The organism is Chitinophaga parva, from assembly GCF_003071345.1.
Taxonomy (GTDB): Bacteria; Bacteroidota; Bacteroidia; order Chitinophagales; family Chitinophagaceae; genus Chitinophaga; species Chitinophaga parva.
On record NZ_QCYK01000001.1, the window covers coordinates 740106 to 765720 of the forward strand.

General features: G+C 52.9%; 21 protein-coding genes and 1 tRNA gene. 16 read left to right on the top strand and 6 right to left on the bottom strand.

Annotation, left to right across the window (positions count from 1 at the left end; translation table 11 throughout):
• Positions 1-154: 154 nt before the first annotated feature.
• From DCC81_RS03265 to DCC81_RS03275, 3 genes are all read right to left on the bottom strand, one after another.
• Positions 155-1507, bottom strand: a complete 1353-nt coding sequence (locus DCC81_RS03265; protein WP_108685157.1) for an outer membrane beta-barrel protein — start codon at positions 1505-1507, stop codon at positions 155-157.
• 208 nt (positions 1508-1715) lie between these two features.
• On the bottom strand, positions 1716-2642 hold the full coding sequence (locus tag DCC81_RS03270; RefSeq protein WP_108685158.1) for a helix-turn-helix domain-containing protein: 927 nt from the start codon (positions 2640-2642) through the stop codon (positions 1716-1718).
• Positions 2643-2682: 40 nt separating this feature from the next.
• The gene (locus DCC81_RS03275; protein WP_108686447.1) at positions 2683-3588 is read right to left on the bottom strand and encodes an NmrA family NAD(P)-binding protein; all 906 of its coding nucleotides are present in this window, start codon (positions 3586-3588) and stop codon (positions 2683-2685) included.
• Between the two features lie 242 nt (positions 3589-3830).
• Here DCC81_RS03275 and DCC81_RS03280 point away from each other — a divergent pair, with 242 nt between their 5' ends.
• The 8 genes from DCC81_RS03280 (at position 3831) to DCC81_RS03315 (ending at position 12842) form a co-directional block, all read left to right on the top strand.
• Positions 3831-4178 (top strand): DUF7674 family protein, encoded by a 348-nt coding sequence (locus DCC81_RS03280; protein WP_108685159.1) that lies wholly within the window; start codon positions 3831-3833, stop codon positions 4176-4178.
• 140 nt (positions 4179-4318) lie between these two features.
• Positions 4319-4396 (top strand): potassium-transporting ATPase subunit F, encoded by a 78-nt coding sequence (locus DCC81_RS26025; RefSeq protein ID WP_205686291.1) that lies wholly within the window; start codon positions 4319-4321, stop codon positions 4394-4396.
• A 24-nt stretch (positions 4397-4420) separates the two neighbouring features.
• Positions 4421-6136, top strand: coding sequence for a potassium-transporting ATPase subunit KdpA (gene kdpA / locus DCC81_RS03290; RefSeq protein WP_108685160.1), 1716 nt, complete (start codon positions 4421-4423; stop codon positions 6134-6136).
• A 12-nt stretch (positions 6137-6148) separates the two neighbouring features.
• Complete coding sequence (gene kdpB, locus DCC81_RS03295) at positions 6149-8194, top strand: potassium-transporting ATPase subunit KdpB (RefSeq protein WP_108685161.1); 2046 nt, start codon at positions 6149-6151, stop codon at positions 8192-8194.
• A gap of 39 nt (positions 8195-8233) precedes the next feature.
• A complete protein-coding gene (locus DCC81_RS03300; protein ID WP_108685162.1) occupies positions 8234-8797 on the top strand; it encodes a K(+)-transporting ATPase subunit C in 564 nt (187 codons plus the stop codon).
• 111 nt (positions 8798-8908) lie between these two features.
• Positions 8909-9982, top strand: a complete 1074-nt coding sequence (locus tag DCC81_RS03305) for a porin (RefSeq protein WP_108685163.1) — start codon at positions 8909-8911, stop codon at positions 9980-9982.
• Between the two features lie 8 nt (positions 9983-9990).
• Positions 9991-11112, top strand: a complete 1122-nt coding sequence (locus DCC81_RS03310; RefSeq protein WP_108685164.1) for a histidine kinase — start codon at positions 9991-9993, stop codon at positions 11110-11112.
• Positions 11109-12842, top strand: a complete 1734-nt coding sequence (locus DCC81_RS03315; RefSeq protein ID WP_108685165.1) for an ATP-binding protein — start codon at positions 11109-11111, stop codon at positions 12840-12842. The genes DCC81_RS03310 and DCC81_RS03315 overlap by 4 nt, the downstream gene beginning before the upstream one ends.
• A gap of 5 nt (positions 12843-12847) precedes the next feature.
• On the opposite strand, the gene DCC81_RS03320 is transcribed toward DCC81_RS03315, so the two are convergent.
• Positions 12848-15364, bottom strand: coding sequence for a PAS domain-containing sensor histidine kinase (locus tag DCC81_RS03320; RefSeq protein WP_108685166.1), 2517 nt, complete (start codon positions 15362-15364; stop codon positions 12848-12850).
• Between the two features lie 172 nt (positions 15365-15536).
• Here DCC81_RS03320 and DCC81_RS03325 point away from each other — a divergent pair, with 172 nt between their 5' ends.
• Complete coding sequence (locus tag DCC81_RS03325) at positions 15537-16229, top strand: porin family protein (RefSeq protein ID WP_108685167.1); 693 nt, start codon at positions 15537-15539, stop codon at positions 16227-16229.
• Positions 16230-16295: 66 nt separating this feature from the next.
• Here DCC81_RS03325 and DCC81_RS03330 read toward each other — a convergent pair whose 3' ends face one another.
• Together DCC81_RS03330 and DCC81_RS03335 are read right to left on the bottom strand one after the other, a co-directional pair.
• Positions 16296-17075: an enoyl-CoA hydratase-related protein gene (locus DCC81_RS03330; RefSeq protein WP_108685168.1), complete on the bottom strand. Its 780-nt coding sequence runs from the start codon at positions 17073-17075 to the stop codon at positions 16296-16298.
• Positions 17076-17230: 155 nt separating this feature from the next.
• The gene (locus DCC81_RS03335; protein WP_108685169.1) at positions 17231-19234 is read right to left on the bottom strand and encodes a S9 family peptidase; all 2004 of its coding nucleotides are present in this window, start codon (positions 19232-19234) and stop codon (positions 17231-17233) included.
• Positions 19235-19348: 114 nt separating this feature from the next.
• Here DCC81_RS03335 and hflX point away from each other — a divergent pair, with 114 nt between their 5' ends.
• The 7 genes from hflX to DCC81_RS03370 all read left to right on the top strand — a co-directional run bounded on the left by hflX (position 19349) and on the right by DCC81_RS03370 (position 25560).
• On the top strand, positions 19349-20536 hold the full coding sequence (gene hflX / locus DCC81_RS03340; RefSeq protein ID WP_108685170.1) for a GTPase HflX: 1188 nt from the start codon (positions 19349-19351) through the stop codon (positions 20534-20536).
• Entirely contained in the window at positions 20536-20865 is a 330-nt protein-coding gene (locus DCC81_RS03345; protein ID WP_108685171.1) for a Rieske (2Fe-2S) protein, read from the top strand. Before hflX ends, DCC81_RS03345 begins: the two co-directional genes overlap by 1 nt.
• Positions 20866-20951: 86 nt before the next feature.
• Positions 20952-22589: an ArnT family glycosyltransferase gene (locus DCC81_RS03350; protein WP_240612877.1), complete on the top strand. Its 1638-nt coding sequence runs from the start codon at positions 20952-20954 to the stop codon at positions 22587-22589.
• An 88-nt stretch (positions 22590-22677) separates the two neighbouring features.
• Positions 22678-22751: transfer RNA gene (locus DCC81_RS03355), tRNA-Asn, on the top strand.
• Positions 22752-22994: 243 nt separating this feature from the next.
• Positions 22995-24239, top strand: a complete 1245-nt coding sequence (locus DCC81_RS03360; RefSeq protein WP_108685172.1) for a phage integrase SAM-like domain-containing protein — start codon at positions 22995-22997, stop codon at positions 24237-24239.
• 54 nt (positions 24240-24293) lie between these two features.
• A complete protein-coding gene (locus DCC81_RS03365; RefSeq protein ID WP_133177520.1) occupies positions 24294-24575 on the top strand; it encodes a hypothetical protein in 282 nt (93 codons plus the stop codon).
• A gap of 241 nt (positions 24576-24816) precedes the next feature.
• On the top strand, positions 24817-25560 hold the full coding sequence (locus tag DCC81_RS03370; protein ID WP_133177521.1) for a hypothetical protein: 744 nt from the start codon (positions 24817-24819) through the stop codon (positions 25558-25560).
• Positions 25561-25615: the final 55 nt, after the last annotated feature.

Below are 25615 nucleotides of genomic sequence, written 5' to 3' on the forward strand. Positions count from 1 at the left end.
ACAAGGTAGCGATAATGACATTGCAGTTACGGGTGCACGTTTGATGGCCCGGTATTATTAGCAGCTTCCGGTGCATTGCAGGTGGCAACGGCATAGGGAAGAGATGAAAAAAGGAGCGCAGATGCGCCCCTTTATTTCATACTGTCTGTTACTGTTATAGTCGGAAATTAACCGCGACTATTAAGCGATTTTCAGTTTTTACAAGGTCTGGTAACCAGCTGGCATCCGGGGCATCGGTGATGAAACCCGTCTGTGAAGTGGTGCCACCGGCACCGGCGAAGTAGGGGATATTGGCATTGCGGTGCACGTACTCCAACCGGAAGGTTACGTAGTTGCTCGGCATTACATCAAACGTGGCAGTAAATTGTTTGATGTTAAGGTCTTTGCCAGCCGCAATGGCTTTGTCATAGGCATTGGGCTGCGCTGCGGCAGCTGCCGGCACAAAGGACAGGTAGCCGCCGGGGTTGGTCACATAATCTGCACGCAGGGTGAGCGCCAGTTTATTACGGTCGAACCATACACGATGTGCCAGGGATGAACCGGCCATATAATTATCCCGGGGTTTTATGCCAGGGCCTTTCTGGAAGCCGTAGTGGTTGTTGAGGCTAAAGGCTGCCTGGGAAATACCGCGGGCGTTGCCATTGTGATAATAACGGCCCACAAAGCTATTGTCGTGGTGGAAGCGATGCACGGCGGAGAGTACAGTATCGCCGGCGTTATGGGTATCATTGCCGTAGTAGAAGTTAGCCACCACCTGGATGTTTTCATTGGGGCGCCAGTAGTTAGAGTTTCCTACACCGGGGTTCTTGCTCCAGCTGTTATAGGTCTGCCAGCCGTTCAGTAACCACAGTTCCGTTTTAAAATTTTTGGTGGGATAAAATTGCAGGCGCGCGCCCTGGAAATAGAAAGGTGTGAAGTCGCACACCATGCTACGTTGGTAGCTCCAGTTTTCCTGCAGCACATAACTTTCCAGGCCAATGTAAGACATAAAGATCCCCGCTTCCACGTTCAGCCCGTATTTCACATTGAAGTGGTAACCGGCGGCGGCTTCGCGGATGAGTTTCAGGTTCTGGGTGCCGGCATTGCGGCCGCGGTTCACGGAGCCATCTGCTTCCTGCACGAGCGGGGTCATAGCGCCGGTTTGCAGCCACAGGCGGCCAATAGCGTTTTTATAATTGCTTTCTACGCCAACGCTCACCTGGTTCAGCTGGAACTCGTTGGTGCGGCCCATGGAGGAAGAGATGGTTTGGGTGTTGTCTTTGGGGCGTGCAAAATTATAGTTGAAATAACCGTCTACCAGCACCGTGCCGGTAAGGATGGTTTCCCCGTTTTTGTCGCGCAACTGCAGCAGGGAGGGATCTGTATTGCGGTTCTGGCCATTGATCCAGCCCAGGTTCATCCCATCAAAGGGTACTCTGGCGGGCGGCAGGGAGTCCTGTCCGTATGACAAGGCGGCCATGCACAGCGCGGCGCCAGTCAATAGGTTCTTTTTAATGTCGATTTTCATAAAAGGCTGCTTTTGCAGGTTTGGATGTTGTAGGGTAATGGGATGGCAAAGGGATTGCCAGAAATAGGAGGTAGGGAATGAGACCCGCGCCAGTAAAGGGATTGCGGGGGGTAGAGGGGATTGGTTGGGGGGGACGGCGTGTTACAACCATGCCAAAATGGAAGGGTGGTTTTTCAGAAACGGGAGGTGTGGAGAGGTGATGATCACCTCAGTTATTATTAAACGACTGGCGGAATTGCACCGGTGTGATGTTTGTCTTTGTTTTAAAAAACCTACTGAAGGACTGCGTATGCTCAAAGCCCAGTTCATAAGCAATTTCACTTACAGACAGTGGCGTGGTAGACAGCATTTCCTTTGCCCGGGCGATCAGTTTTTCGTGGAGGTGTTGCTGGGCTGTTTGCCCGGTGAGAACTTTTAGTAATCCTGTTAAGTACTTGGGTGAAACATACAGCCCGTCTGCGAGGTACTGTACCGTGGGCAGGCCTTTGGCGGATAGCTGGCCGCTGGAGAAGTATTCATTGAGCAGGGTCTCCAGTTTGTCCAGCAGCTGGTGGTTGGTGATTTTCCGCGTAATGAACTGGCGATGGTAGAACCGTTCCGAATAGTTTAGCAGTGATTCAATCTGGGAAATGATGATGCCCTGGGTGAATTTATCAATATTGGAATGGTACTCCTGTTTAATGTTTTGTACAATGCCGTGCATGGTCTTTTCTTCCCTGTCTGAAAGGAACAGGGCTTCATTCACCGCGTACCCGAAGAACTCATATTGGTGGATGCCCTTTGCGAGCGATGTGCCCCACAGGAAATCGGGGTGCACCAGCAACATCCATCCACTGCGTTTGGAAGGCTCGTCCCCGTCCGGGTCTATGCGGAACACCTGGTGGGGTGCAATAAAAAACATTACGCCTTCATCAAAATCGTACTGCTGCTGCCCGTATTTAAGTTTAGCGCCGATTCCATGTTTTAAAGAGATCTGGTAAAAGTCCAGTATCCAGTTGGTATCGCCAATGTTTGCCGGTCTGTGTATATCGCGGTAATCCACCATACTGATCAGCGGATGTTCCGGTTTGGGCAGGCCTCTTAGCTCGTGAAACTCGCTGATCGTTTTTATGCGGATGGTTTTTGTGTTTGCCATGGTGATGTGGTTATTTTAATAAAGGCGTTCCTGCTTGCGCTTACGCCTCCCGGTATGCTGCTGCAAATTCCGATGCAAAGTTGGCCAGCTTCACCTGGCCCAGCGCTGGTTTGTGCTGGTAATAATCTTCATATAACAATCCATTCCCCTGGGCGCGTTGCATTTCAATGAAACCCGCTGCCGCCTGGGGGTTGAAGCCTATGGACAGCCACTGATCCAGCAATTGTTCATCCGGGATCACTTTCCATTGGAGGCCCGGCAGGCCAATAGCCTGGCCCAGGGCCTTTGCGATGTCGTTGGGCGACACTTCATCGCTGGCCACATAACGCACCGTTCTACCATCAAAGGGCGCCTCCATCTCTTCCGCAATAACGGCGGCAATATCCCGCGGCGATACCCATGGCTCTTTTTGATCCCCGCCATAATTGGAAACAATGGACCCGGTGTTCTTAATGGCACCGATAAAAGAAAACAGGTTAGTATAAAAACCTACCGGGCGGATGAATTTAATATGCACATCCGCCGGCAGCTCCTTTAAAATGCTTTCCACGTTGTGATGAAATAAAAGAATGCCATTTCCCTTTTCCAGGTGGGCGCCAATGCTGCTCAGGTGTACCACATGTTTAACACCCGCAGTTTCCACGGCCTGTTTGTAGTTCCGGCCGATCTGGCTGATGCTGCCGATAAAATCCACGTCCTTATCAAACAGGTTTCCCGCTGCTTCCATGGTTTCCATCAGGTAAACGATGGCGGCGCCTTTAAATGCAGCGGTAAGAAATGCCACGTCAAACATGCTGCCAATGGCAGCAGTGGCGCCCAATGCTTCAATGGCTGCCTTCCGTTCTTCCTGGCTGCTGATCACCGTGACCTGGTGCCCGGCGGCCACCAGCGCCGTAGCAAGCGGTTTTCCGATATTGCCCAATGAGCCCGTGAGTACAATTTTCATAATCATGTTCATTTAATAATGCAAAGCTCCACATTCCGCCAGAGAAGCCTGTAACCAAATGGTATATTGTTGTAGCCAAAATTCCAGGTGCCCCATTTTTATAAACCACCATGCAGAAACGGGAGGGTGCCCATAAGACCTGGCTGGCTGTGCAAACAATAACGTGTTGATAAAAAGGAAGTTAGCACTGAACCCTGCGCTTTGGCATCCCTATCGCTTATATCGCGGCAAACGCATAGATCATGTTACCCGACAACACGATTGCCGCCATCATCGGATCCCAGATCCCGGAACTTACGCTTACCCTGCAAACGCTGCGGAAACCTGCCCTGTACAAGATCATCCATGCTTTTACGGATTACACCAGCAGCATGATCGCTACAAAGAACTGGGCGGAAGTAAAGAAATGCTGCGCCTTTGCCGGTGTCCTCTACCGCAACGGTAGCCAGGGGCTGCGCAATGCCATTGAAAATGTGTACGTGTACGGCCTTTCTCCTACCCTGCCTACCCAGCGCCAGGCGCCCGGGATATTGCTCCCCGCCAGCCTGCAATCCCTGCGTATGCAGCAGCTGCGGGCCGCCACCATTTAAAAAACCAAATTGTTTTATATGCTTACCGCACTCTGGGCACTGTTGCTACTATTTATTTTCTGGCTCTTTTACAGGTCTGTAGACTTTTTCGATAAGATCTGACCATAGCCGGAACATCTTCACATCACAACTTTTCTATCATGACGTTACTCTTCATTATCTCGCTGCTCATTTTCGTGTACATGGTATATGTACTCCTGAAGCCTGAGCAATTCTAACCATCGCCTATCAATTGAAATAAAATGAATACTGAAATGATTGGCGTAATTGCCACTTACGGGCTTACCCTCTTGCTCGCTTTGCCTTTCGGTAAGTACATCGCAAAGGTGTTCAAAGGCGAAAAGACCTGGTCCGATTTTATGAAGCCGCTGGAGCGCCTGCTATACAAGGTTTCCGGCATTAATCCTAAAGAGGAGATGGACTGGAAGCAGCACATGAAAGCCCTGCTTACCATTAACCTGCTCTGGGTACTGTATGCCTTCTTCGTGCTTATTTTCCAGGACAAACTGCCGCTCAATCCTGACGGCAATCCCGGCATGACGCCCGACCTGTCTTTTAATACGGCCATCAGCTTTGTAGTGAACTGTAACCTGCAGCACTACTCCGGCGAATCCGGCCTTACCTATCTCACGCAGCTGTTTGTGATCACCTTCCTGCAGTTTGTGAGTGCCGCTACCGGTATTGCGGCCGCTATTGTACTTTTTAAAGCGCTGAAGGATAAAACCACCACCAAGCTGGGTAACTTCTGGGAGTTCTTCGTAAAGTCCATCACCCGCGTGCTGCTGCCCCTGAGCGTAGTAGTGGCCATCATCCTGGCCTTTAACGGTACACCGGCCAGCTATAAAGGCAAAGATACGGTGGTAACCCTGCAGGGTGATACGGTGAATGTGAGCCGCGGCCCCGCTGCCGGCATGATCGCCATTAAACACGTAGGAACTAATGGTGGCGGGTATTTTGGCGCCAACAGCGCCCATCCGCTGGAAAATCCCAACTACGCCACTTACATAACGGAAATGGTGGCGCAGGTGATCATCCCCATCGCCATGGTATTTGCCCTCGGCTTCTTTATCAACCGCCGCAAGTTTGCTTATGTGCTCTTTGCCATGATGACCATCGGGATGATCGTGCTGCTCATTCCATCCATCCACTATGAGGTGGGCGGTAATCCCGCACTGGCCCACCTGGGTATCCGGCAAACCACCGGCGCCATGGAAGGCAAGGAGGTGCGCTTTGGGCCTACGGCCACCGCGTATTGGAGCACCGTGACCACCATTATCAGTACGGGCTCTGTAAACGGTATGCACGACAGCACCATGCCCCTCACCGGGTTCATGCAACTGATGGCCATGATGATCAACTCCTTTTACGGCGGCTGTGGTGTAGGTATTCTCAACTACTACATTTTCATCATCATAGCAGTGTTTATTTCGGGCCTTATGGTGGGGCGTACACCGGAGTTCATGGGGCACAAAGTAGAAGCCCGCGAGATCAAGATCGCCGCGGTGATAGCGCTGCTGCATCCTTTCATCATCCTGGTAGGTACGGCACTGTCAGCTTACATCCTGGCGCATCACCCGGATGTGGACTGGGCCGTGAAACCCACTGCGTGGCTGAATAATCCCGGCTACCACGGTTTCACTGAAATGCTGTATGAATACACTTCTGCCGCGGCCAACAATGGTTCCGGTTTTGAAGGCCTGGGCGATAACAACATCTTCTGGAATGTGAGCACCGGCATCATACTGCTGCTGGGCCGCTTCCTGCCCATTATAGGCCCGGTGGCCATTGCAGGGATCATGGCGAAGAAAAAATTCATCCCGGAAGGTGCTGGTACCCTGCAGACAGATACCGCCACATTTGGTTTTATGACCATGGCGGTGATCATCATCTTAACGGCCCTGTCCTTCTTCCCCGCGCTGGTGCTGGGCCCCGTGGCAGAGTATTTCTCAATGTATTAATGACAGACGACAATGGACAATTCCAATAAATTATTTCCCAGGGCGCTGGTGATGGAAAGCCTTAAGCAATCCTTCATTAAGCTGCATCCTAAACTCATGATCAAGAACCCGGTGATGTTCACCGTGGAAGTAGGCACCCTCATTATGCTGGTGGTGACCCTCAACGCCTGGTGGCACCCGGATGCTGCGCAAGGCAGCCTGGCCTACAATGCGCTGGTATTTGTAGTGCTGTTCTTCACCGTACTGTTTGCAAATTTTGCCGAAGCCATAGCCGAAGCCCGTGGCAAAGCGCAGGCCGAAAGCCTGCGCAAAACCCGGGAAGAAACACCGGCCAAGAAAGTAGTGCTGATGGGCGAGATCTTTACCAACGAGATCCAGGTGGTATCTTCTTCTACCCTGCAAAAAGGCGATGAATTTATCTGTGAGCCGGGCGATATCATCCCCGCGGATGGTGAGATCGTGGAAGGCATTGCCACCATCGATGAATCTGCGATCACCGGTGAAAGTGCGCCCGTGATCCGCGAAGCCGGCGGTGATAAAAGCAGTGTGGTAGGCGGTACCAAAGTATTGTCCGACCGGATCCGCGTAAGGGTGAGCACCGATGCCGGTGAATCTTTCCTGGATAAAATGATCGCGCTGGTGGAAGGCGCATCCCGCCAGAAAACACCCAACGAGATTGCGCTCACCATTCTCCTGGCCAGCTTTACCCTGGTGTTCATCATCGTATGCGTAACGTTGAAACCCTTTGCAGATTACGCCAATACACCCATCACCATTGCGGCCTTTATCTCCTTGTTTGTATGCCTCATCCCCACTACCATTGGCGGCTTGCTGTCTGCCATCGGTATTGCGGGCATGGACCGTGCGCTCCGCGCTAATGTGATCACCAAGTCTGGCCGCGCGGTAGAAACAGCTGGTGATATTGATGTGCTGCTGCTGGATAAAACCGGTACCATCACCATCGGTAACCGCAAGGCTACCAACTTTTATGCGGCCAATGGCGTGGATCAAAAAACTTTCATCAAACTGTGCGCCCTCGGCTCCCTGGCGGATGAAACCCCGGAAGGCAAGTCCATCGTGGAACTGGCCGGCAAAGACGTAACCAGCCAGCTTTCCATCCAGGGCGCAGGGCTGGTGAAGTTTACCGCGGAGACCCGCAGCAGCGGCATAGACCTGGCAGACGGGCAGCGCATCCGCAAAGGCGCCGTAGATGCCATCCGCAATATTGCCGCAAAGGCCGGGCATGGATTTCCCGAAGAAACACAGGAAAGGGCAGCAGCCATCGCGTCTAACGGTGGTACCCCGCTGGTACTTTCCCTGGACGAAAAAGTGCAGGGTGTAATAGAACTGCAGGACATCATTAAACCCGGCATCCAGGAACGTTTTGAGCGCCTGCGTAAAATGGGCGTGAAGACGGTGATGGTAACCGGTGATAACCCGCTCACTGCAAAATACATTGCCGCCAAAGCTGGCGTGGACGACTTCATTGCCGAGGCCAAGCCGGAAGATAAGATGCGCTACATCAGGGAAGAGCAGCAACAGGGCCGCCTGGTGGCCATGATGGGCGACGGTACGAACGATGCCCCTGCATTGGCACAGGCAGACGTAGGGGTGGCCATGAACTCCGGTACACAGGCCGCCAAAGAAGCGGGCAACATGGTGGACCTGGACAATGACCCCACCAAGCTGATTGAGATCGTGGAGATTGGCAAGCAATTGCTCATGACCCGCGGTACCCTCACCACCTTCTCCATTGCCAATGACGTGGCCAAGTACTTTGCCATTGTACCGGCCCTTTTCGTGGTGGCTATCCCGGCCCTGCAGCAGCTGAACATCATGCACCTGCACAGCCCTGAAAGCGCCATCCTCAGCGCAGTGATCTTCAACGCCATCATTATCCCGGCGCTGATACCGCTGGCACTGAAAGGCGTGGCTTACAAGCCCATTGGCGCCTCTGCCCTGCTGCGCCGCAACCTGCTGATCTACGGTGTGGGCGGTCTTATTGCTCCTTTTATCGGTATCAAATTAATTGACCTGTTACTGGCACTGGTGTTCTAAACACACGTGCACATTCATAAGAAACAAAGCTTACACATCATGAAAAAGTATCTGCTCCCTTCCATCCGGCTCTCCATCGCACTGCTTGTGCTGCTGGCCGTGGTATACCCGCTGTGCATTGCAGCCGTGGCGCGCATGGCGCCCGGTGGTGGTGACGGTGAAACGGTAACCGTAAATGGGAAAGTGGTTGGTTATAAAAACATTGGCCAGAAATTCACGGACGATAAATATTTCTGGAGCCGCCCCTCTGCCGTGGATTACAACGCCGCTGGCTCCGCCGGTTCCAACAAAGGCCCGTCAAATGCGGACTACCTGAAACAGGTGCAGGACCGGGTAGACACCTTCCTGGTGCACAATCCCGGCGTAAAGACCGCCGATATCCCCGCGGAGCTGGTAACGGCTTCCGGCAGCGGCCTGGACCCGGACCTGAGCCCGGAAGCCGCCTACATCCAGGTGGCCCGTGTGGCCCGCGTGCGCGGGCTGGCGCCTGGCAAAGTAAAAGCACTGGTGGATAGCCACGTACAGCACCCGCTGCTGGGCCTCTTTGGCCCGGAAAAGGTGAATGTGCTGCAGCTCAATGTGGCGCTCAACCAGCTGCAATAAGCCAGCAACCTATCTTTTGTAATAACCTTACCTTGCTCCTGCGTTGCCGCTCGTAAGCTGCTCCCATTTCTACCGCGGTGGCGCCAGGATGCAGGGCCTACAAAATTCTGTATGAAAGCTATTTCAGTTCTTTGTTTAGCATCATTGATCAGCATGAAGGGAATGGCACAGGATAGCACCAAACCAGCTTCTCCTGTGACCTTTTCCGCTTACGTAGAAACCTACTACAGTTATGATTTCAACAACCCGGCAGACCATATTAAGCCAGGTTTTATTTATAGCTATAACCGGCACAATGAGGTGAACGTCAACCTTGCTTACCTCAAGGCCAGTTACAGCAAAGACAATATCCGCGGTAACGTGACGCTTATGGCAGGTACTTACCCTGAGTATAACCTGGCCCCGGAGCCTACCGTTCTGCGGCACATTTATGAAGCGAACGTAGGCGTGAAACTGGCAAAGAACCTTTGGGTGGATGCCGGTGTAATGCCTTCCCACATTGGGTTTGAGAGCGCCGTTGGCAAGGATTGCTACACACTTACACGCAGCATCGTGGCAGATAATACGCCCTACTACGAAGCCGGTGCCAAACTGACCTGGACGCCCAATGACCAGTGGACCTTTGCCGCATTGTATGTGAACGGCTGGCAGCGCATTGCCCTGCTGAACGACAACCAGACGCCCTGCGGTGGTACCCAGATCACGTACAAGCCCAATGACAAAGTACTGCTCAACTACAGCACGTATTTTGGCAACGACCGGCCGGATTCATTGTACCAATTTCGTTTCTACAACGACTTCTATGGTACCTTTAATCTCACGGAGAAATGGTCGCTGATAGCAGGTTTTGATTACGGGATGCAACAACGTACACCACACTCCGGTGACTATGCTACCTGGTATGCCCCCACGCTGATCGCGCATTATGCCATTAACCAGAAATACGCCCTCACCGGGCGGGTAGAGGCTTTCAAAGACAAGGACCAGGTAGTGTATACGACTGACACGCCGCATGGTTTTGACCTGATGGGCTACTCCCTGAGCTTTGACATAGCCCCTGCCAAAAATGTACTGTTCCGCATAGGCGGCCGCCTGTTCAGCGCCCGCGATGACATGTTCCGCAAGGAGCAATTGTATACCAACAACGATGCGAGTGTGACCACTGCGCTGATGTTGTCTTTTTAAAACAGCATATGACCGGACAGGAAAACATACCGGCTTACATACTGCCCTCCACACGGGATAAGCGGGGCAAGTTCAAGATCTACATCGGCATGAGCGCCGGTGTGGGTAAGACTTACCGCATGCTGCAGGAAGCCCACGCCCTGCTGCGCAACGGGGTGAATGTGCAGATAGGCTACATAGAAACCCACCAGCGCAGGGAAACCGAGGCACTGGTGGAGGGCCTGCCCATGATACCACGCAAGCAGCTCTTTTACAAAGGTAAAATGCTGGAAGAGATGGATCTCTCCGGCATTTTGCTGCTACAGCCGGAGTGGGTGGTGGTGGATGAACTGGCGCACAGTAACATGCCCGGCGCCCGCCATGAAAAGCGCTGGCAGGACGTGGTGGAGCTGCTGCAGGCCGGCATTAACGTGATCTCTGCGGTAAACATACAGCATATTGAAAGCATTAACCACGAAGTGAAAACCATCACTGGTGTGGACGTTACGGAGCGGGTGCCCGACAGTATGTTGCACATGGCGGATGAAGTGGTGAACATTGACCTCACAGCGGATGAACTGATCACCCGTTTGAAGGAAGGCAAGATCTATGACCAGTCCAAGGTGGCCTCCGCCCTCAAGAATTTTTTCCAGGCAGACAAGATCCTGCAGCTGCGAGAACTGGCCCTCAAAGAGGTGACCAACCAGGTGGAGCGCAAGGTGGAAACGGAAATTCCGCGGGCGCAGCAGATGCGCCACGAGCGCTTCCTGGCCTGCATTTCCACCAATGATGCCATCGCCCGCAAAGTGATCCGCAAAACCGCCCGCCTGGCCAGTTACTACCATGCGGACTGGTTTGTGCTGTACGTGCAAACGCCCAATGAGCGGGCAGATAAGATCAACCTGGCCAGCCAGCGCCACCTGATCAATAACCTGAAGCTGGCTACAGAGCTGGGCGCGGAGGTGATACGCCTGCAGGATGCCGATGTGTCTGAGACTATTATCGCCCAGGCCCGGGAAAAGGAAGTGACCACCATTTGCATTGGCAAGCCGCATATCAGCCTGTTTCGCATAATTTTGCGTACAAACCTTTTCAACCAGTTGTTAAAAACCTTATCGGCAAACGATATTGATCTCATTATATTATCATGAGTACGTTCCGGCTTAAAACGAAGATCACCCTGGGGGTACTTTTCCTGTACCTCATGCTGGCGCTGGTAAGTGTGGTGGGCGTGCTGCTGCTGAGGGGACAGAATGAGAAATCGCGCATGATCCTGCAGGACAACTATGAATCGCTGGAAGATTGCCAGAATATGCTGCGCGCCCTGGAGCAAATGACGGACAACCGCCAGCAGGCCATGACCGCCTTTGACCGTAACCTCATGGCGGAAGAAAGCAACCTGACGGAAACCGGGGAAGCGCGCGCCGCACATGATGTACGTGTGGCCTTCACCGCCCTGCAAAACGATTCCGCCCACCAGGAGCAGTACTTTAAACCCATCCGCCAGGGGATAGCCAATATCATGGCGGTGAACATGCGCGCCATCAAGGAAAAGCATGTGAAATCCAATAAGACCGGCGATCATGCCCTGATCTACATTGCCGTGATCATTGGTGTGTGCTTTATGCTGGGCTTCACATTTGTGTTTAACTTTCCCGGCTATATTGCCAACCCTATCCGCGAGCTGACAGAAGGTATCAAGAACATTGCCCAGAAAAAATACAGCCAGCGGCTGTACTTCAAATCGGATGATGAATTTGGCGACCTGGCAGAAGCTTTTAACACCATGGCGGCCCAGCTGGACCAGTATGAGCACAGCAACCTGGCCCGCATCATGTTTGAGAAGAAGCGCGCGGAAGCGGTGATCAGTAGTCTCAAAGACGCCACCATCGGTTTTGATGCAAATGACACTATCCTTTTTGCCAACCAGCCGGCCCTGGACCTGTTGAACATGAAGGAGCGCGACCTGGTAGGCTTTGCGGCCAGTGTGGCCGCAAAAAATAATGACCTACTGCGCACCATCATCCACCAGCAGGCGCATGAACCATTGAAGATCGTGGTGGATGGCAAGGAATGTTTTTTTGTACAGGAAGTGATAGACATCCACCAGGAAGAGGCCCGCACGGGGTATGTGATCATCCTCAAGAACATCACTTCTTTCCTGGAGCACGACCAGGCCAAGACCCGCTTCATTGCCACCATCTCCCATGAGCTCAAAACCCCGCTGGCCGCGTCAGACTTCAGCCTGAAGCTGCTGGAAGACGAGCGTATAGGTACGCTTAGCGGGGAACAAAAGGAACTGGTGGAAAGCCTGAAGCAGGATAACCGGCGCATGATCCGCATTGTAAGTGAGCTGCTGGACCTTTCACAGGTGGAGAGTGGCAACATACAGCTGCAGGTAACGCCGGTGTTTGCATCCGGTATCGTAAAATATGCGCTGGATGCGGTGACCAACGCCGCTGCCAGGGCAGACATCCGCATAGATGTGCAGGTGGCGGACAACCTGCCTCCCATCCTGGCAGACGTGGAAAAATCTGCCTGGGTGCTGGTGAATTTGCTGACCAATGCCATCCGTTATTCCAAGCCGGGATCCACCGTAACACTGGCAGTAACGGTAACGGATACACGAGAACTGCAATTCAGTGTGCGGGATACGGGCAAGGGGATTGCACCTGCATTCCGTGAAAAAATATTTGAGCGCTTTTTCAAAGTGCCGGGCGCACAGCATCCGCAGGGCACAGGCCTGGGGCTGGCTATTTCCCGGGAATTTATTGATGCGCAGGGTGGCCGCATTGGTGTGGAGAGTGAAGAGGGCAAGGGAAGCCTGTTTTATTTTATGCTGCCCCTGGCGCCGGGAAATGACAGCGCCAATACTCCCTGAATACATTACAATGTTTCCCGGAAGGCTGCAATGGCTGCTTTTGCTTCTTCGTAAAGCAACTGCGCTGATTGCAGCCTTTTATGTGCGGAGCCGGCAGCCTGGTGGGCCGCGTCATTTTCCAGCTCTACCATAAGTTGCGTAAGCGCCGGGATGCGCACCACGGAGAGACTGGCCCGCAGGCGGTGGGCTTCAAACTGCACGGCTTCCCAGCGCCCTTCACGGAGGGATTGGGCCAATTGTTCCATGTAGGCAGGGGCCGTTTTATTGAAGGTGTCCACGAGCTCTTTCAGGTAGCCGGGATCATTATCCGTGAGTTTGCGGAGGTAATCAAAATCTACCACAGATGGTGCGCTCACCGGCGCAGGTTCCTTGATGGGAAAGCGTTTCAGCAGGTCCAGTATTTTGTACACCAGTTCATCCGGCCGGAATGGTTTGGCAACGTAGTCGTTGAAGCCTTCGGACAATGCCCTGGCCGTTTCCTCACTTTGGGTGGATGCGGTGATGGCTATGCATGGCGTGGTAAAGCCCAGGCGCCGCAGGGCTGCCACGGTTTCATAGCCGTTCATGTCCGGCATTTGCAGGTCCAGTAGCAGGCAGTCGTAGCTTTTTTGCATCATCAGTTGCATCGCAGTGAGGCCGTCTGCCACTACTTCCACGGTGGCGCCGGTTTGCTGCAGGGTATAGCGTACTACTTTCTGGTTAATGGGATTGTCTTCCGCCAGCAGCACCCGCTTGCCTTCCAGGCTTTGGCCGGTAAGTGCCTGGCGGGGCGCGGCACTATTGATGTGTTTTTCCAGGGGCAGTTCCACGTAGAAGATGGTGCCTTCACTCAGGTCACTTTTTACAGAAATGCTGCCCCCGTGCTGGAGCACAATTTCTTTGCAAATAGCCAGTCCTACGCCGGCCCCCCTGGAGAAGAGGGCCGTTTCCGGCGTGGCGTGCGCGTATGTTTCAAAAATGGTTTCCAACTGGTCCGGCGGAATGCCCATACCCGTGTCTCTAACTTCTATGCCTATACGTGCGCGCTGTTTGTCTTCTTCCAGCAGCATGGCGGTAAGTTGCACATTGCCCACGGCAGTGAATTTTACCGCGTTATCCAGCAGGGCGCCAAACACCTGGCCCAGGCGCAGCATGTCGCCGGTTAGCTGCGTGGGAATATTTTCGTCCAGGTCGCAGTACATGTTGAGGCCCTTGGCATCTGCGGCGGCGCTCACGCTGGCCATGGCCTTGTGCAGGAGCTGGGGCAGGTTCACGTCCCCTTTTTCCAGTTGCAGCTTGCCGGCGCGGATGCGGGATATTTCCTGGATATCATTTACCAGCAGGGCCAGTTTTTCTGCGGATGCGGCCATTGCATCGGCGTATTCCTGCTGGGTATCCGTGAGCGGTGTTTTTTGCAGCAGGTAGCTCATGCCGGTAATGCCATTGATGGGAGTGCGCAGGGCCTGGCTCATATTGGCCAGGAAGATCTCCTGGACGCGCCGGGCCTCTTCTGCGCCGGACCGGGCATCGGAAAGCTCATTTTCCCGGCGCACATGCTCCGTAATGTCCACCCCAGTGGCGCCTATGCCATACACTTCATGGTGCTTGTCCAGCAGCGGGTATTTGGTGACCAGGTAGTGGCACAATTGCCCGTTGCGTTCCAGGCTGCTCACCACGTTTACCGGCTCCTTGCTGTCTATCGCTTTTTGATCGCTGGCGGCCCATTTGCGGGCTTCTGCCGGTTGGGATATTTCCAGGTCCGTACGGCCTACGATGTCTGCCGCGGGGTGGCCCATCACTTTTTCAAATTCCTTGTTCACCAGCAGGTAGCGGCCGTAGAGGTCTTTGATAAATATAAACGTGGGTGTGTGGTCCAGGATGCTGAGCAGCAGGTGCTGCAGCGCTTCCTGCTCCCCATGTAGCTTGTCCATGCGCAGCTGCAGGGTCTTTTTCTCGTGGATGTCTTTTACGAGGGCCTGGTAGCCAATGACCTTATCATGATGGTAGCGCAGGGTTACCTGCTGTTCCACCCATTTGAGCGTGCCAGACTTTGTGATCATTTCCACCTCGCGGGTGGTAATGGCTTCGCGGCGGATCACCTGTTCCCGGTAAAAAATATTCAGCTCTTCGTAAAGGGCTGGGCTGAGGAGCAGGGAGTAGTGGCGCTCCAGCAGTTCTTCCGGGGAATAGCCGGTAAGGGCCAGGGCCTGTGGACTGATATATTCAAAGTAGCCTTCCAGGGAGATGGTGTACATGAGCACCCCGGAATCTTCCACCAGCTGGCGGTACAGCTCCTTGTGATCGCCCAGGGCGTTGCGGGTGGTGCGGAGCTCGTGCATGATAAAATTAATGCGAAGCAGGGCCATTACCAGGATGATGCTGAGGATAATGCCCCCGGTAACGGCCAGTTGGTATACGAGGGCCGTATGGCGGCTCCATTGCGCCGGCTCCCGGTTCACCATATAGGTGTACCCGATAAACAAAGCAATGCAAAGCAAGGCAATGGTGAACGTGATAATGATCGGGTGCTTCAGCTGTTTCATCGATATGGCTTTTTCAGGGCGTCAATTCGGGGGAACACCGGTAAAAACAGGTATTTCGTGGAGATATATTACTAATATATGATTCCGAACGCTATTTTTAACATTTTAAATCTTTGTTTTACAGGCATTCCATTAAATTTGCCTAATTTTCTTGCATCGAAGATTCATATTTATGAGAAGAATAGTATTTACACTTGCGCTGATCGGTGGTTTCTTTTCCGCAATGGCGCAGGACGGCGGTGGCTCTGGGGTCGCGAAAAAGGCGCTGCAAAAATCCAGTGATTTCCTGTTAGTGGAGCTTTCCTATGACGCGTGGAGCGGTCTGCCCTCCGGTGTAAAAACGGGCTTTAACCGTGGTTTCAACACCTATTTCATGTACGATGTAAAGCTGCAGCCCCACCTGTCTATAGCGCCGGGTGTTGGTTTTGGTACCAGTGGCATTTTCCTGAAAGGTTACCGCCTGGACAACTCTGACGGCAACGTGAGCACGGTGCCCAGCCTGTCCAGCACCGACAATAAAGGCCGTTTTAAAGTGGCTACCACTTACTTCGATATTCCCGTGGAACTGCGCTACCGCGCCAATTCAGACAATGCCAACAAGGGTTTCAAAGCCGCTATTGGTATTAAAGCAGGCTACCTGCTGAATGCCCACACCAAGGAAGTTTTGTCAGTGAATAACTCCCGCGTGGTGGAAAAAGAGATCTCCCGCCGTTATTTCAACAATTTCCGCTTTGCGGCCACTGCCCGTGTAGGCCTCGGTCCTATCGGCCTGTTTGGCAGCTACAACCTGAACCCGATCTTTAAGAATACTTCACAGCTGGATCCTACCTGCTATTCAATAGGGATCTATGTGAGTGGCCTGTAAGCCAGGAAGCAATTCAAATAAAAAAATCCAATCGCGACGGCGGTTGGATTTTTTTTTGCGCCTGCATCACTCACCCGTAAACACGGGGTTCCTCTTTTCCAGGAATGCCGTGATCCCTTCTGCATTATCCCTGGAATGACCGGCAATTTCCTGGCAATAGGCTTCGTATTCCAGCACGGCCTCCAGGTTTTCGGTCATGCCTTTGGTCAGCATTTTTTTCAGGAGGGCAATGGCTTTTGTAGGTGCGTTCGCATAGAATTTTGCTTCCGCGGCCACTACGTCCGTCAGGGCTTCCGGGGGAACTACTTTATTGATGAGGCCCAGGGCTTTGGCATCCGTGGCGGAGAGCTTAGTGGCCTTGGTGGCCAGTTCAAAGGCACGGTGGTAGCCGATGGTACGGGGCAGAAAGTAAGAGGAGCCGGAATCCAGCACCAGGGCTATATTGATGAAGATCTCTATCAGCGTGGCAGATTCACTGGCAATGATCAGGTCACAGGCCAGGGCCAGGGAGCAGCCGGCGCCCGCAGCTACGCCATTCAGCTGGCAGATCACCGGCTTGGGCATGTCGCGGATGGCTTTGATAATGGGGTTGTAGCGCTTGTGCAGGGAATCTCCCAGGCTGCGGGTCCCCGCTTCACTGGCGGCTTTCAGGTCTTGCCCGCTGCAAAAGGCCTTGCCGGCGCCAGTAAGCACCACGGCTCTTACTTTAGTGTCTTTGGCGGCCTGCTTCAGGGCGTCCTGCAGTTCATAACTAAGGGTATCATTAAAGGCGTTGTAAACTTCGGGGCGGTTCAGCGTAATGGTGCCTACGCCATGCTGGACTTGCCAGAGCAGGGATGTGTACATAACGTGGAGTTTAGAAGGTTGTAACGGTTTCCTAAGGTAACGAAAATAAGTGGCCGCTTGTTCCGTGAGCTTCCCGGCCGTGCCGGAAACAAAAGAGCCGCCCGGCGCAGTGCGTGGGCGGCTCTTTTGTTTCCGGTTACAGGCCAGTAAAGGGATTACAGCGTTTCCTTCAGCCAGGAGAAGAACTCGCGCTGCCATACCAGCGCATTCTGGTTGTGCAGCACCCAGTGATTCTCATCCGGGAAGTAGAGCAGTTTGCTCTTGATGCCCTTCAGCTGTGCGGCCTGGAACGCCTGCAAGCCCTGTTCAATGGGTACGCGGAAATCAATGCCACCCTGGACCACCAGGATGGGGGTGTTCCAGTTGTTCACGTATTCGCTGGGATTGAACTTTTTAATGCTTTCCGCATTGGCATGGTCCCAGTAGGCACCAATGTCCCAGTTGGCAAACCACAGTTCTTCCGTGGTGCCATACCAGCTGCGGAGATCAAAGAGGCCATCATGTGCAATGAACGTTTTAAAGCGGTTGTTATGCACGCCGGCCAGCATGTACACGGAGTACCCGCCGTAACTGGCGCCCACAGCGCCCAGGCGGGCTTTGTCCACATAGCTTTCTTTTGCCACATCATCAATGGCACTCAGGTAATCACGGATGGGCTGTCCGCCCCAGTCTTTGGAAATGGCGGCATTCCATTCTACCCCATGCCCCGGCATGCCGCGGCGGTTAGGCGCTACCACGATGTAGCCCTGGGATGCGATGAGCTGGAAGTTCCAGCGGAAAGAATAGAACTGCGTGAGGGCAGACTGCGGGCCGCCCTGGCAATACAGCAGAGTAGGATATTTTTTAGTGGAATCAAAATCCGGCGGGTACACTACCCAGGCCAGCATCTGCTTATTGTCTGTAGTGGTGATCCAACGCTTTACAGACTTGCATTGGCCCAGTGTTTTATTGATGTCGTCATTGACGGTGGTCAACTGTTTTAACTGGCCATTTTTCAGGTCTACGGTATACAGTTCTGCGGCGTGGTTAAAGTCCGTGCGGGACACTACCAGCGTATTGCCCGCCTGGCCCAGGATGCCCGCCACGTCAAAGTTGCCGTCTGTAACCTGGTGTGGTGTACCCGGTTTCTGGGCGGCTATTTCAAAGAGTTGCTCCGTGCCTTTGATGGGCGCCACGAAGTAGATCTTTTTGCTGTCCTTGCTCCATTGGATACCGCCTACCGTACCATCCCAGTCTTTGGTAAGATTGATGCGCGAGCCGGTGGCGCGGTCCAGTACAACGATGTCGTTCTTGTCGGACTCATACCCATCGTGGGCCATGCTTAGCCAGGCAATGTATTTACCGTCGGGGCTGAAAGCGGGGGCCACGTCGTAGCCGTTGAGGCCTTCTGCCAGGTCTTTAGTGGATTTATCGGCCAGGTTGTATTCGTAAATGCCGGTGTTGGTGCTGGTGGCGTATTCCTTGCCGAAGCGTTTTTTGGTTACATATACAATGCTTTTACCGTCGGGAGCCCAGATGAGGTCTTCCGCGCCACCATAGGGCATTTGCGGGCAATCGAAGGGCTGGCCTTCCAGCAGGTCCACGGGGGTGCCTACCTGCCCGTTGTTATAAGGGGCGTAAAATACGTGCTGGAATTTCCCGTCTTCCCAGGTGTCCCAGTGGCGGTAGTCCAGGTTATCGTAGATCTGGGCGGTGGTTTTGGGCAGGTCGGGGTAAATGTCTTTACCGTTCATTTTTTTCACGGGCACTTCGCGGGAGAAGAGGATGTACTGGCCGTCCGGGGAGAGGCGGATGTTGTCCATGCCCTCTTCCGTGCTGGTTTTCTGGACCGCGTTGCTGCCGTCCGGGCTCATTTCCCAGTATTGACCGCCACGGCTGAAGCCGGTTTTGTCCGGGTGTACGGCAATGTCACCGTTGCCGGCGTCTGGCAGTAGCTGAGTGGCAGGGCCACCGGCCAGGGGAATGCTGAACAGGTGTTTACTGCCTTTGTTCTGGTCTTTGTCATAGCGGGTTACGCTGTAGAGGACAGACTTGCCGTCTGCGCTGAGGGCTTCCCCGTTTACCCGTCCCAACTGCCAGAGCAGCTCGGGCGTCATTTTCTGTTGAGCCATTGCGGTGTTGGTTAGTAATATGGTGGCCATGAGCCAATGCTTGCGCATATCCGTGATATTGATGGTAAGTGATTTTGTTGACCGGCGTAAATTAATCAATTACGGGCTTTACCCGGCCAATGCGGGCAATTGATTAAATTTGCAGTATAAACTGAAAACACATTGATCGAAAAACAACAAGTCGTACAGCAGGAAGAGCGGGCCATTCTGGTGGGTGTGATCACCAAAGACCAGAACGAACGCCAGCTGCAGGAGTACCTGGATGAGCTGGCTTTCCTGGCGGAAACCGCAGGTGCCATTGCTGTAAAACGCTTCACCCAGCGCCTGGCGCACCCGGACAGGGCCACTTTTGTGGGCAAGGGCAAGCTGGAAGAAATAAGAACGTATGTACTGGGCCGCAATATCAACCTCGTGATCTTTGATGACGAGCTGACCGGCTCCCAGATCTCCAATATTGAGAAGGTGGTAAAGGTGAAGGTGATAGACCGCAGTGATCTGATCCTGGACATCTTTGCCCGCCGGGCGCGCACGGCCCAGGCCCGGGTGCAGGTGGAGCTGGCGCAATACCAGTACATCCTGCCCCGCCTGCGTGGTATGTGGAGCCACCTGGAACGCCAGGGAGGCGGCATAGGCAGCAGGGGTCCGGGAGAAACAGAAATTGAAACGGACCGCCGTATTGTAAAGGATAAGATCTCGCTGCTGCGCAAGCGCCTGGAGGAGATAGACAAGCAATCCCTTACCCAGCGCAAAGAGCGGGGTGAATTTATCCGCGTGGCCCTGGTAGGGTATACGAACGTGGGCAAGAGCACCACCATGAACCTGCTCAGTAAGAGCGAAGTGTTTGCAGAAAACAAACTCTTCGCCACGCTGGACACCACCACCCGTAAAGTAGTATTTGACCAAACGCCTTTCCTGCTCAGCGATACCGTAGGATTTATCCGCAAGCTGCCCCACCACCTGGTAGAAAGTTTTAAGTCTACCCTGGACGAGGTGCGCGAAAGCGACATCCTGCTGCATGTGGTGGATATTTCCCACCCGCAGTATGAAGACCAGGTAGAAGTGGTAAACCGCACATTGCAGGAGCTGAAGGCCTTTGACAAGCCCACGATCATGGTGTTCAATAAGATGGACCTTTATGAGCAAAACACCTTTGATGAGTGGCTGGCCGATGATGTGAAAGAAGACATCCTGCGCCAGCTGAAAACCAGCTGGGAAACCCGTACCCATGGCAATTGCGTGTTCATAGCCGCCACGGAGAAACGCAATGTGGAAGAGCTGCGCAAGACCATCCTGGATAAGGTGATAGCGTTGTATTCAAAGAAATATCCTTACAAAACAGCGTTTTTTTAATGGGCAAAACATATACCTGGCATAAGCTGGATGATCCTGTGGTGGCGCCCGGGCAGATCACCGTGCAGGACGCCGGCGGAAAACGTATATGCCTTACCGTAGTAGACGATACGTGGTTTGCCTTTGCCTATAAATGCCCGCACGCCAGCGGCATTATGGCGGATGGCTTTATCCAGCAAACGGAGGTGGTATGCCCCCTGCACCGGTACCGCTTTGACCTGCGCAACGGGCGCAATACCAGCGGGGAGGGGTATCACCTGAAAACCTATCCCGTGGAGCAGCGGGTGGATGGATTGTATGTGGGTATAGAAAAGAGCAGCTGGTTTTAGCATATTATTTTATTGTTAAGGCATGAACGCCGGTCCGGATTATTGCGGCCGGCGTTTAATTTTTGTACTTCGCATAAATGAGACCCATGACACAGCAAAAGCCAGCCTTTACAGAAAAACAGATCAGCCAGATCATGATAGCGGTGGGCATCGTGGTAAACCTTTCCGGCATCAACGTGACCATCATGGAGCCAGACGGGGCGCTGTATGCCGGCATTGCCAAGCATATGGTGCAGGCGCACAATTACATGGACCTGTGGGCCGATGGCATGGAGTGGCTGGACAAGCCCCACTTCCCTTTCTGGATGATGGCGCTGAGTTACCGGGTGTTGGGTTTTACCACGGTGGCGTATAAACTGCCCGCGTTGCTGTACTGGGGCATGGGGGTGGTTTACACCTATTTTTTTGCGAAGGGGCTGTACAATGAAAAGGTGGCCCGCTGGAGCGTGTGCGTGTTGCTTACGGCGCAGCACCTGCTCTTGTCGAACAACGATGTGCGTGCGGAGCCTTATCTCATGGGGCTGATCATAGGGAGTGTATATCATTTTTACCGGAGCCTTTCGTTGCGGGTGTTCAGCTGGCATTTGCTGCTGGGCGCGTTGTTTGCCGCGTGCGCGGTGATGACCAAGGGGCCCTTTGCACTGGTGCCGGTTGGGGCGGCCATTGGCGGCCATTTGTTGTTTACGCGGAATTTTAAACAGGTGTTCAGCCTCCGGTGGGTGATTGCCTTCCTGCTGGTGGGGGTGTTCATTACACCGGAGTTGTACGCGTTGTACACACAGTTTGATATGCACCCTGAAAAGCAGGTGTTTGGCCAGCATGGCGTGTCGGGGCTGCGATTCTTTTTCTGGGACAGCCAGTTTGGGCGGTTCATGAATACGGGACCGATTAAAGGCAATGGGGACCCGACGTTCTTTTTGCATACGCTGTTATGGGCCTTTCTGCCGTGGTCTGTGCTGCTGTATGCTGCGCTGGTAGTGTATTTCCAGCGTTTCCGCGGGCAGGTGGAGTACTTCAATGTATGTGGTGCGTTGGCCACGTTCCTGATGTTTTCTTTGTCGCGTTTCCAGCTGCCGCACTACCTGAATATCATTTTTCCCTTCTTTGCCATTTTAACGGCGCAGTATGTGCTTACGCTGGGCACCCTGAAGTTTTACCGGGTTACGCAATATGTGATCATAGGGATAGTGGCGGTGGCCCTGGTGGGCATTTGTGTGCTGTACCGGCCTCCGTTTTCTTTTGGCTGGGCCCTGGTGGGGGCGGTGATCCTGGTGGGGTATTTTGCGCTGCGCAGGCTGTTAACGGCGGATGTGCGGGCGTTGATCTTTTTCCGGACGATGCTGGCGAGTTTTGCGGTGAATATCTTTATGAATGGGGTGTTGTACCCGGATATTATGCAGTACCAGAGTGGCAGTACGGCGGCGCGGTATGCAAATGCGCAGTTGGCGGGGCAGCCGGTGGGGTGTGTCCGGAGAACGTCTTATTCGTTTGAGTATTATTTAAAGGCGCCGTTGGTGCGGTATGCGGGATATGATGCGGTGCCGGCGGGGGCGGTGTTATTTCTGGCGCCGCAGCAGGTGGATACGCTGGCTTCTTTTGGGCATAAAGTGGATACGTTACGCAGCTTTGCGCACTTTTATGTGACCAAACTGGACGGGCCGTTTATGAATTTCGATACGCGGAAAGCTGTGCTGGGAGAGCGTTTGCTGGTGCGGGTGTTGTAGCGGGGGAAAAAGTTTTTGAAAAAAGTGTGCAAAGATTTTGCAGGAATGGATTTTTTCCTATTTTTGCAATCCCAATTCAACGGGACACTCCTCCTTAGCTCAGTTGGTTAGAGCATCTGACTGTTAATCAGAGGGTCGCTGGTTCAAGTCCAACAGGGGGAGCTCAAACGTTAGCTCATAGCTTTCAACGGAATCTGAAACCCGCGCCTGGCGCGGGTTTCGTCGTTTTAGACCCTTTTCACACCTCGCTCTGACTCCGCTTATTTCCGCTATTTTCCGTGTCGTTTCTTACGGTTTTTCTTACGGTTTTTCTTACACTTTTCCTGCTACTTTTTTGGCCCGTATCAAAAACCACCCCACCTTAGTGATGGCTTCCACGGCACGGAAAATAAAAATTAAAGTACCATGGGAGTCTCCATCAAAGCCGTACATAACTGGCGAAATGTCCTCAATGCAAACGGGCGCTATCCCGTCCATATTTATGTCTATATCGATGGGCCCGGGGAGAAATACTACCCCGTAAAACTGCCACAAAAACCCTCCATTGCAGAATGGGGTGGCGTAGGTCCAGCCTGGGTAAAGCCTACCAGCCCTTATGCGTTCCAAAGCAATAAGGTCATCCAGAACACGATCGACAAAATCACTGCCGTCCATAAACGGATGGTGGATGCTAACCGCAAACTTGCCCACTACCACATCGAAAAGGAGCTGAACTTTAAAGGAACGCGGATTGTGGTCAATGACTATTTTAAAAATTATATTGATAACCCTCCGGAGCTGGTCCAGCTGGAAGAGAGTACCTGGGAGAAGTACGCAAGTTTTCTCCAGCACTTAAATAAATTCAATCCTAAGCTGCGCTTCGAGGAGATCGACGTGGAGATGGCTGCACGGATCCGCAATTACCTGGCCGCCCAACCTGGTATAAAAACCAAGACCATGGCTCCGGCATCTGTGAAGTCTCTCTTTGATAAGTTCATCGTCATACTACAGCATGCGGCCAACGAGGATAAACTCATTGAGAAGGATGTCGTCGACCAAATCACCAGAAAGGTATTTGTGGATGTCCCAGACCGGGAGGAAGGGTTGCATTGGGATGTGATCGATGTGCGCAACTTTAAGAAGCTACCTGAATTTGCACTCCAGCCTTCCCAGGTCAGGGATAAGAAACTTTTCCTCTTGCAGATATATGGCTGTTGGTATTATAACGACCTTTTCTACATGCGGCGCGATGATGTCCATTATGATCACGAGTTTGGAATGTATGTCACCGGAAGGCGCAGCAAAAATGAGGTACCCCGGCTCATCCCACTTTGGAGCTACCCGGATGCCGAAGGCATCATGAAGGAGTTCGAGGACGCTGATAAGAAATCCACGTTTTGGTTCCGCAGGGATGCCTTTGTGGAGTCTCAAACCTACAACCGCAATATAAAGGTACTGGCAGAGATGGCTGGCGTTACCCGGGAGGTAACTGCAAAGATCGCCCGCCATACCGGTATGACACTGCTTTCCAGGGTTGGTCTGCAGTACCCGGCGCTCAAAAAAGCCGCAGGTCAAAAGATGAAGGACGTAGGCGGTGTTTATATTAAGATGGGCCTGCGGGAAATGATCGATGCCACAGCCCTGGCAGGATTTGAAAAGCTGGCCATTTAGACCAAATTGTCCCCCGTGGCGTCTATTAATATTAATAATATTAAAAAGGGTTTCATGGAAAAAAAGATCGACCTGATTTCTCACCGTGTTGCTCTCTACTGGTTCGAAGACCTCCAGCCTGGCGCGGAGGTCTTCGCCGTGGCCACGAGTCTTGTTTCGGCATGCATTGCCGTGGAGATGCTCCTAGACCAGATGGGGTTGCGCGACCTTTGGTATGGCCAGGAGGTGACGATCAAGGACGGAATCTTCAAGATCGTACTGGAGTCCGACGCGACCCACTGGGAGGGCTGGCAAAAAGTCAAACGGTTAGCCTTAACCAGCAAGTACCGCCCTTAGAAAAAGTCGGTATGGGCTCCCATACCGACTTTTTTCGGTTTTTTACTTCCCCCTTAGTTAATTGTATATCAAGCAAGTACTAACACCTGAAAAAAAAGTTTCATTAAATTTAGCAGTGAATAGAAGGAAACCCTATCTTTAATTCAGCCAAGCGCCAGGCACTCGTCTGGTCTTGTTGCCGAGTCTTTAGTCTTTTCTTCGGTGCGGTGATCGTCCTCTGATCACAATGAATTGACGCACCATGAACCGAACCGAACCTTTACTTCCCGCTGCCACGAATGCAGTACCCGCCTATCCTTCTTCTCCTGGTTGGAAAGGCAAATTCATTGCTGCCGTCCGTTTCCTCCGCAATTTCCTGCTGTATTCAAGAACGAATTACTCGCGCAAGTGCCTGGAGTGTGATATGCAGTCTCAGTACGCCGCGGGCCTCGAGCGGGAGAACGCTGCGTTGAAAGAGTGGATGAAAAGAGCAGACGCAATGCTTGCCGCAAAGGTCGGCCACTCCCAGCACCTGACTGCAATCATTCATGGTGAATGGGGCGCTCATTTTTTCGTTTCCACTTTTGCGCACACCGAGGTGATAGTTGCTATAAATGATCTTGCGTCTAGTTATGCAACGATCAGGATTTACGCCAGCGCGAGGGGCAAGACACCGTTGGCTACGGCCACCCTTCGTACCATCAACAAATTTTTTAAGCTGAGCTGCCTCAGTATGGCTCAAGACGCCGGGGAAGGTGTTCTGGAAAGGGCGCTTATTGTTTCGGCTATTACCTATGCTGCCCATCATGGCGCAGAAGGCGTTTATGGGGTGGTGCTGGGCTCCATGATCGATATCGGCAAAATACAGCCGGTTTTTGAATCGATGGGCTTTACCACGGAGACTGACCTCCGGACCTTAAAATTTGAGAAGAGATTTGTTCCATCGACTAAAGAGAAACTCTTGCCAGTGGCATTTACGCACGAGCAAGCCGTGCATGAAGATTAGAACTACCAGAGGGCGCGACCCTCTTGTTTAGCTACATTCGCAGGTACTGTTACCC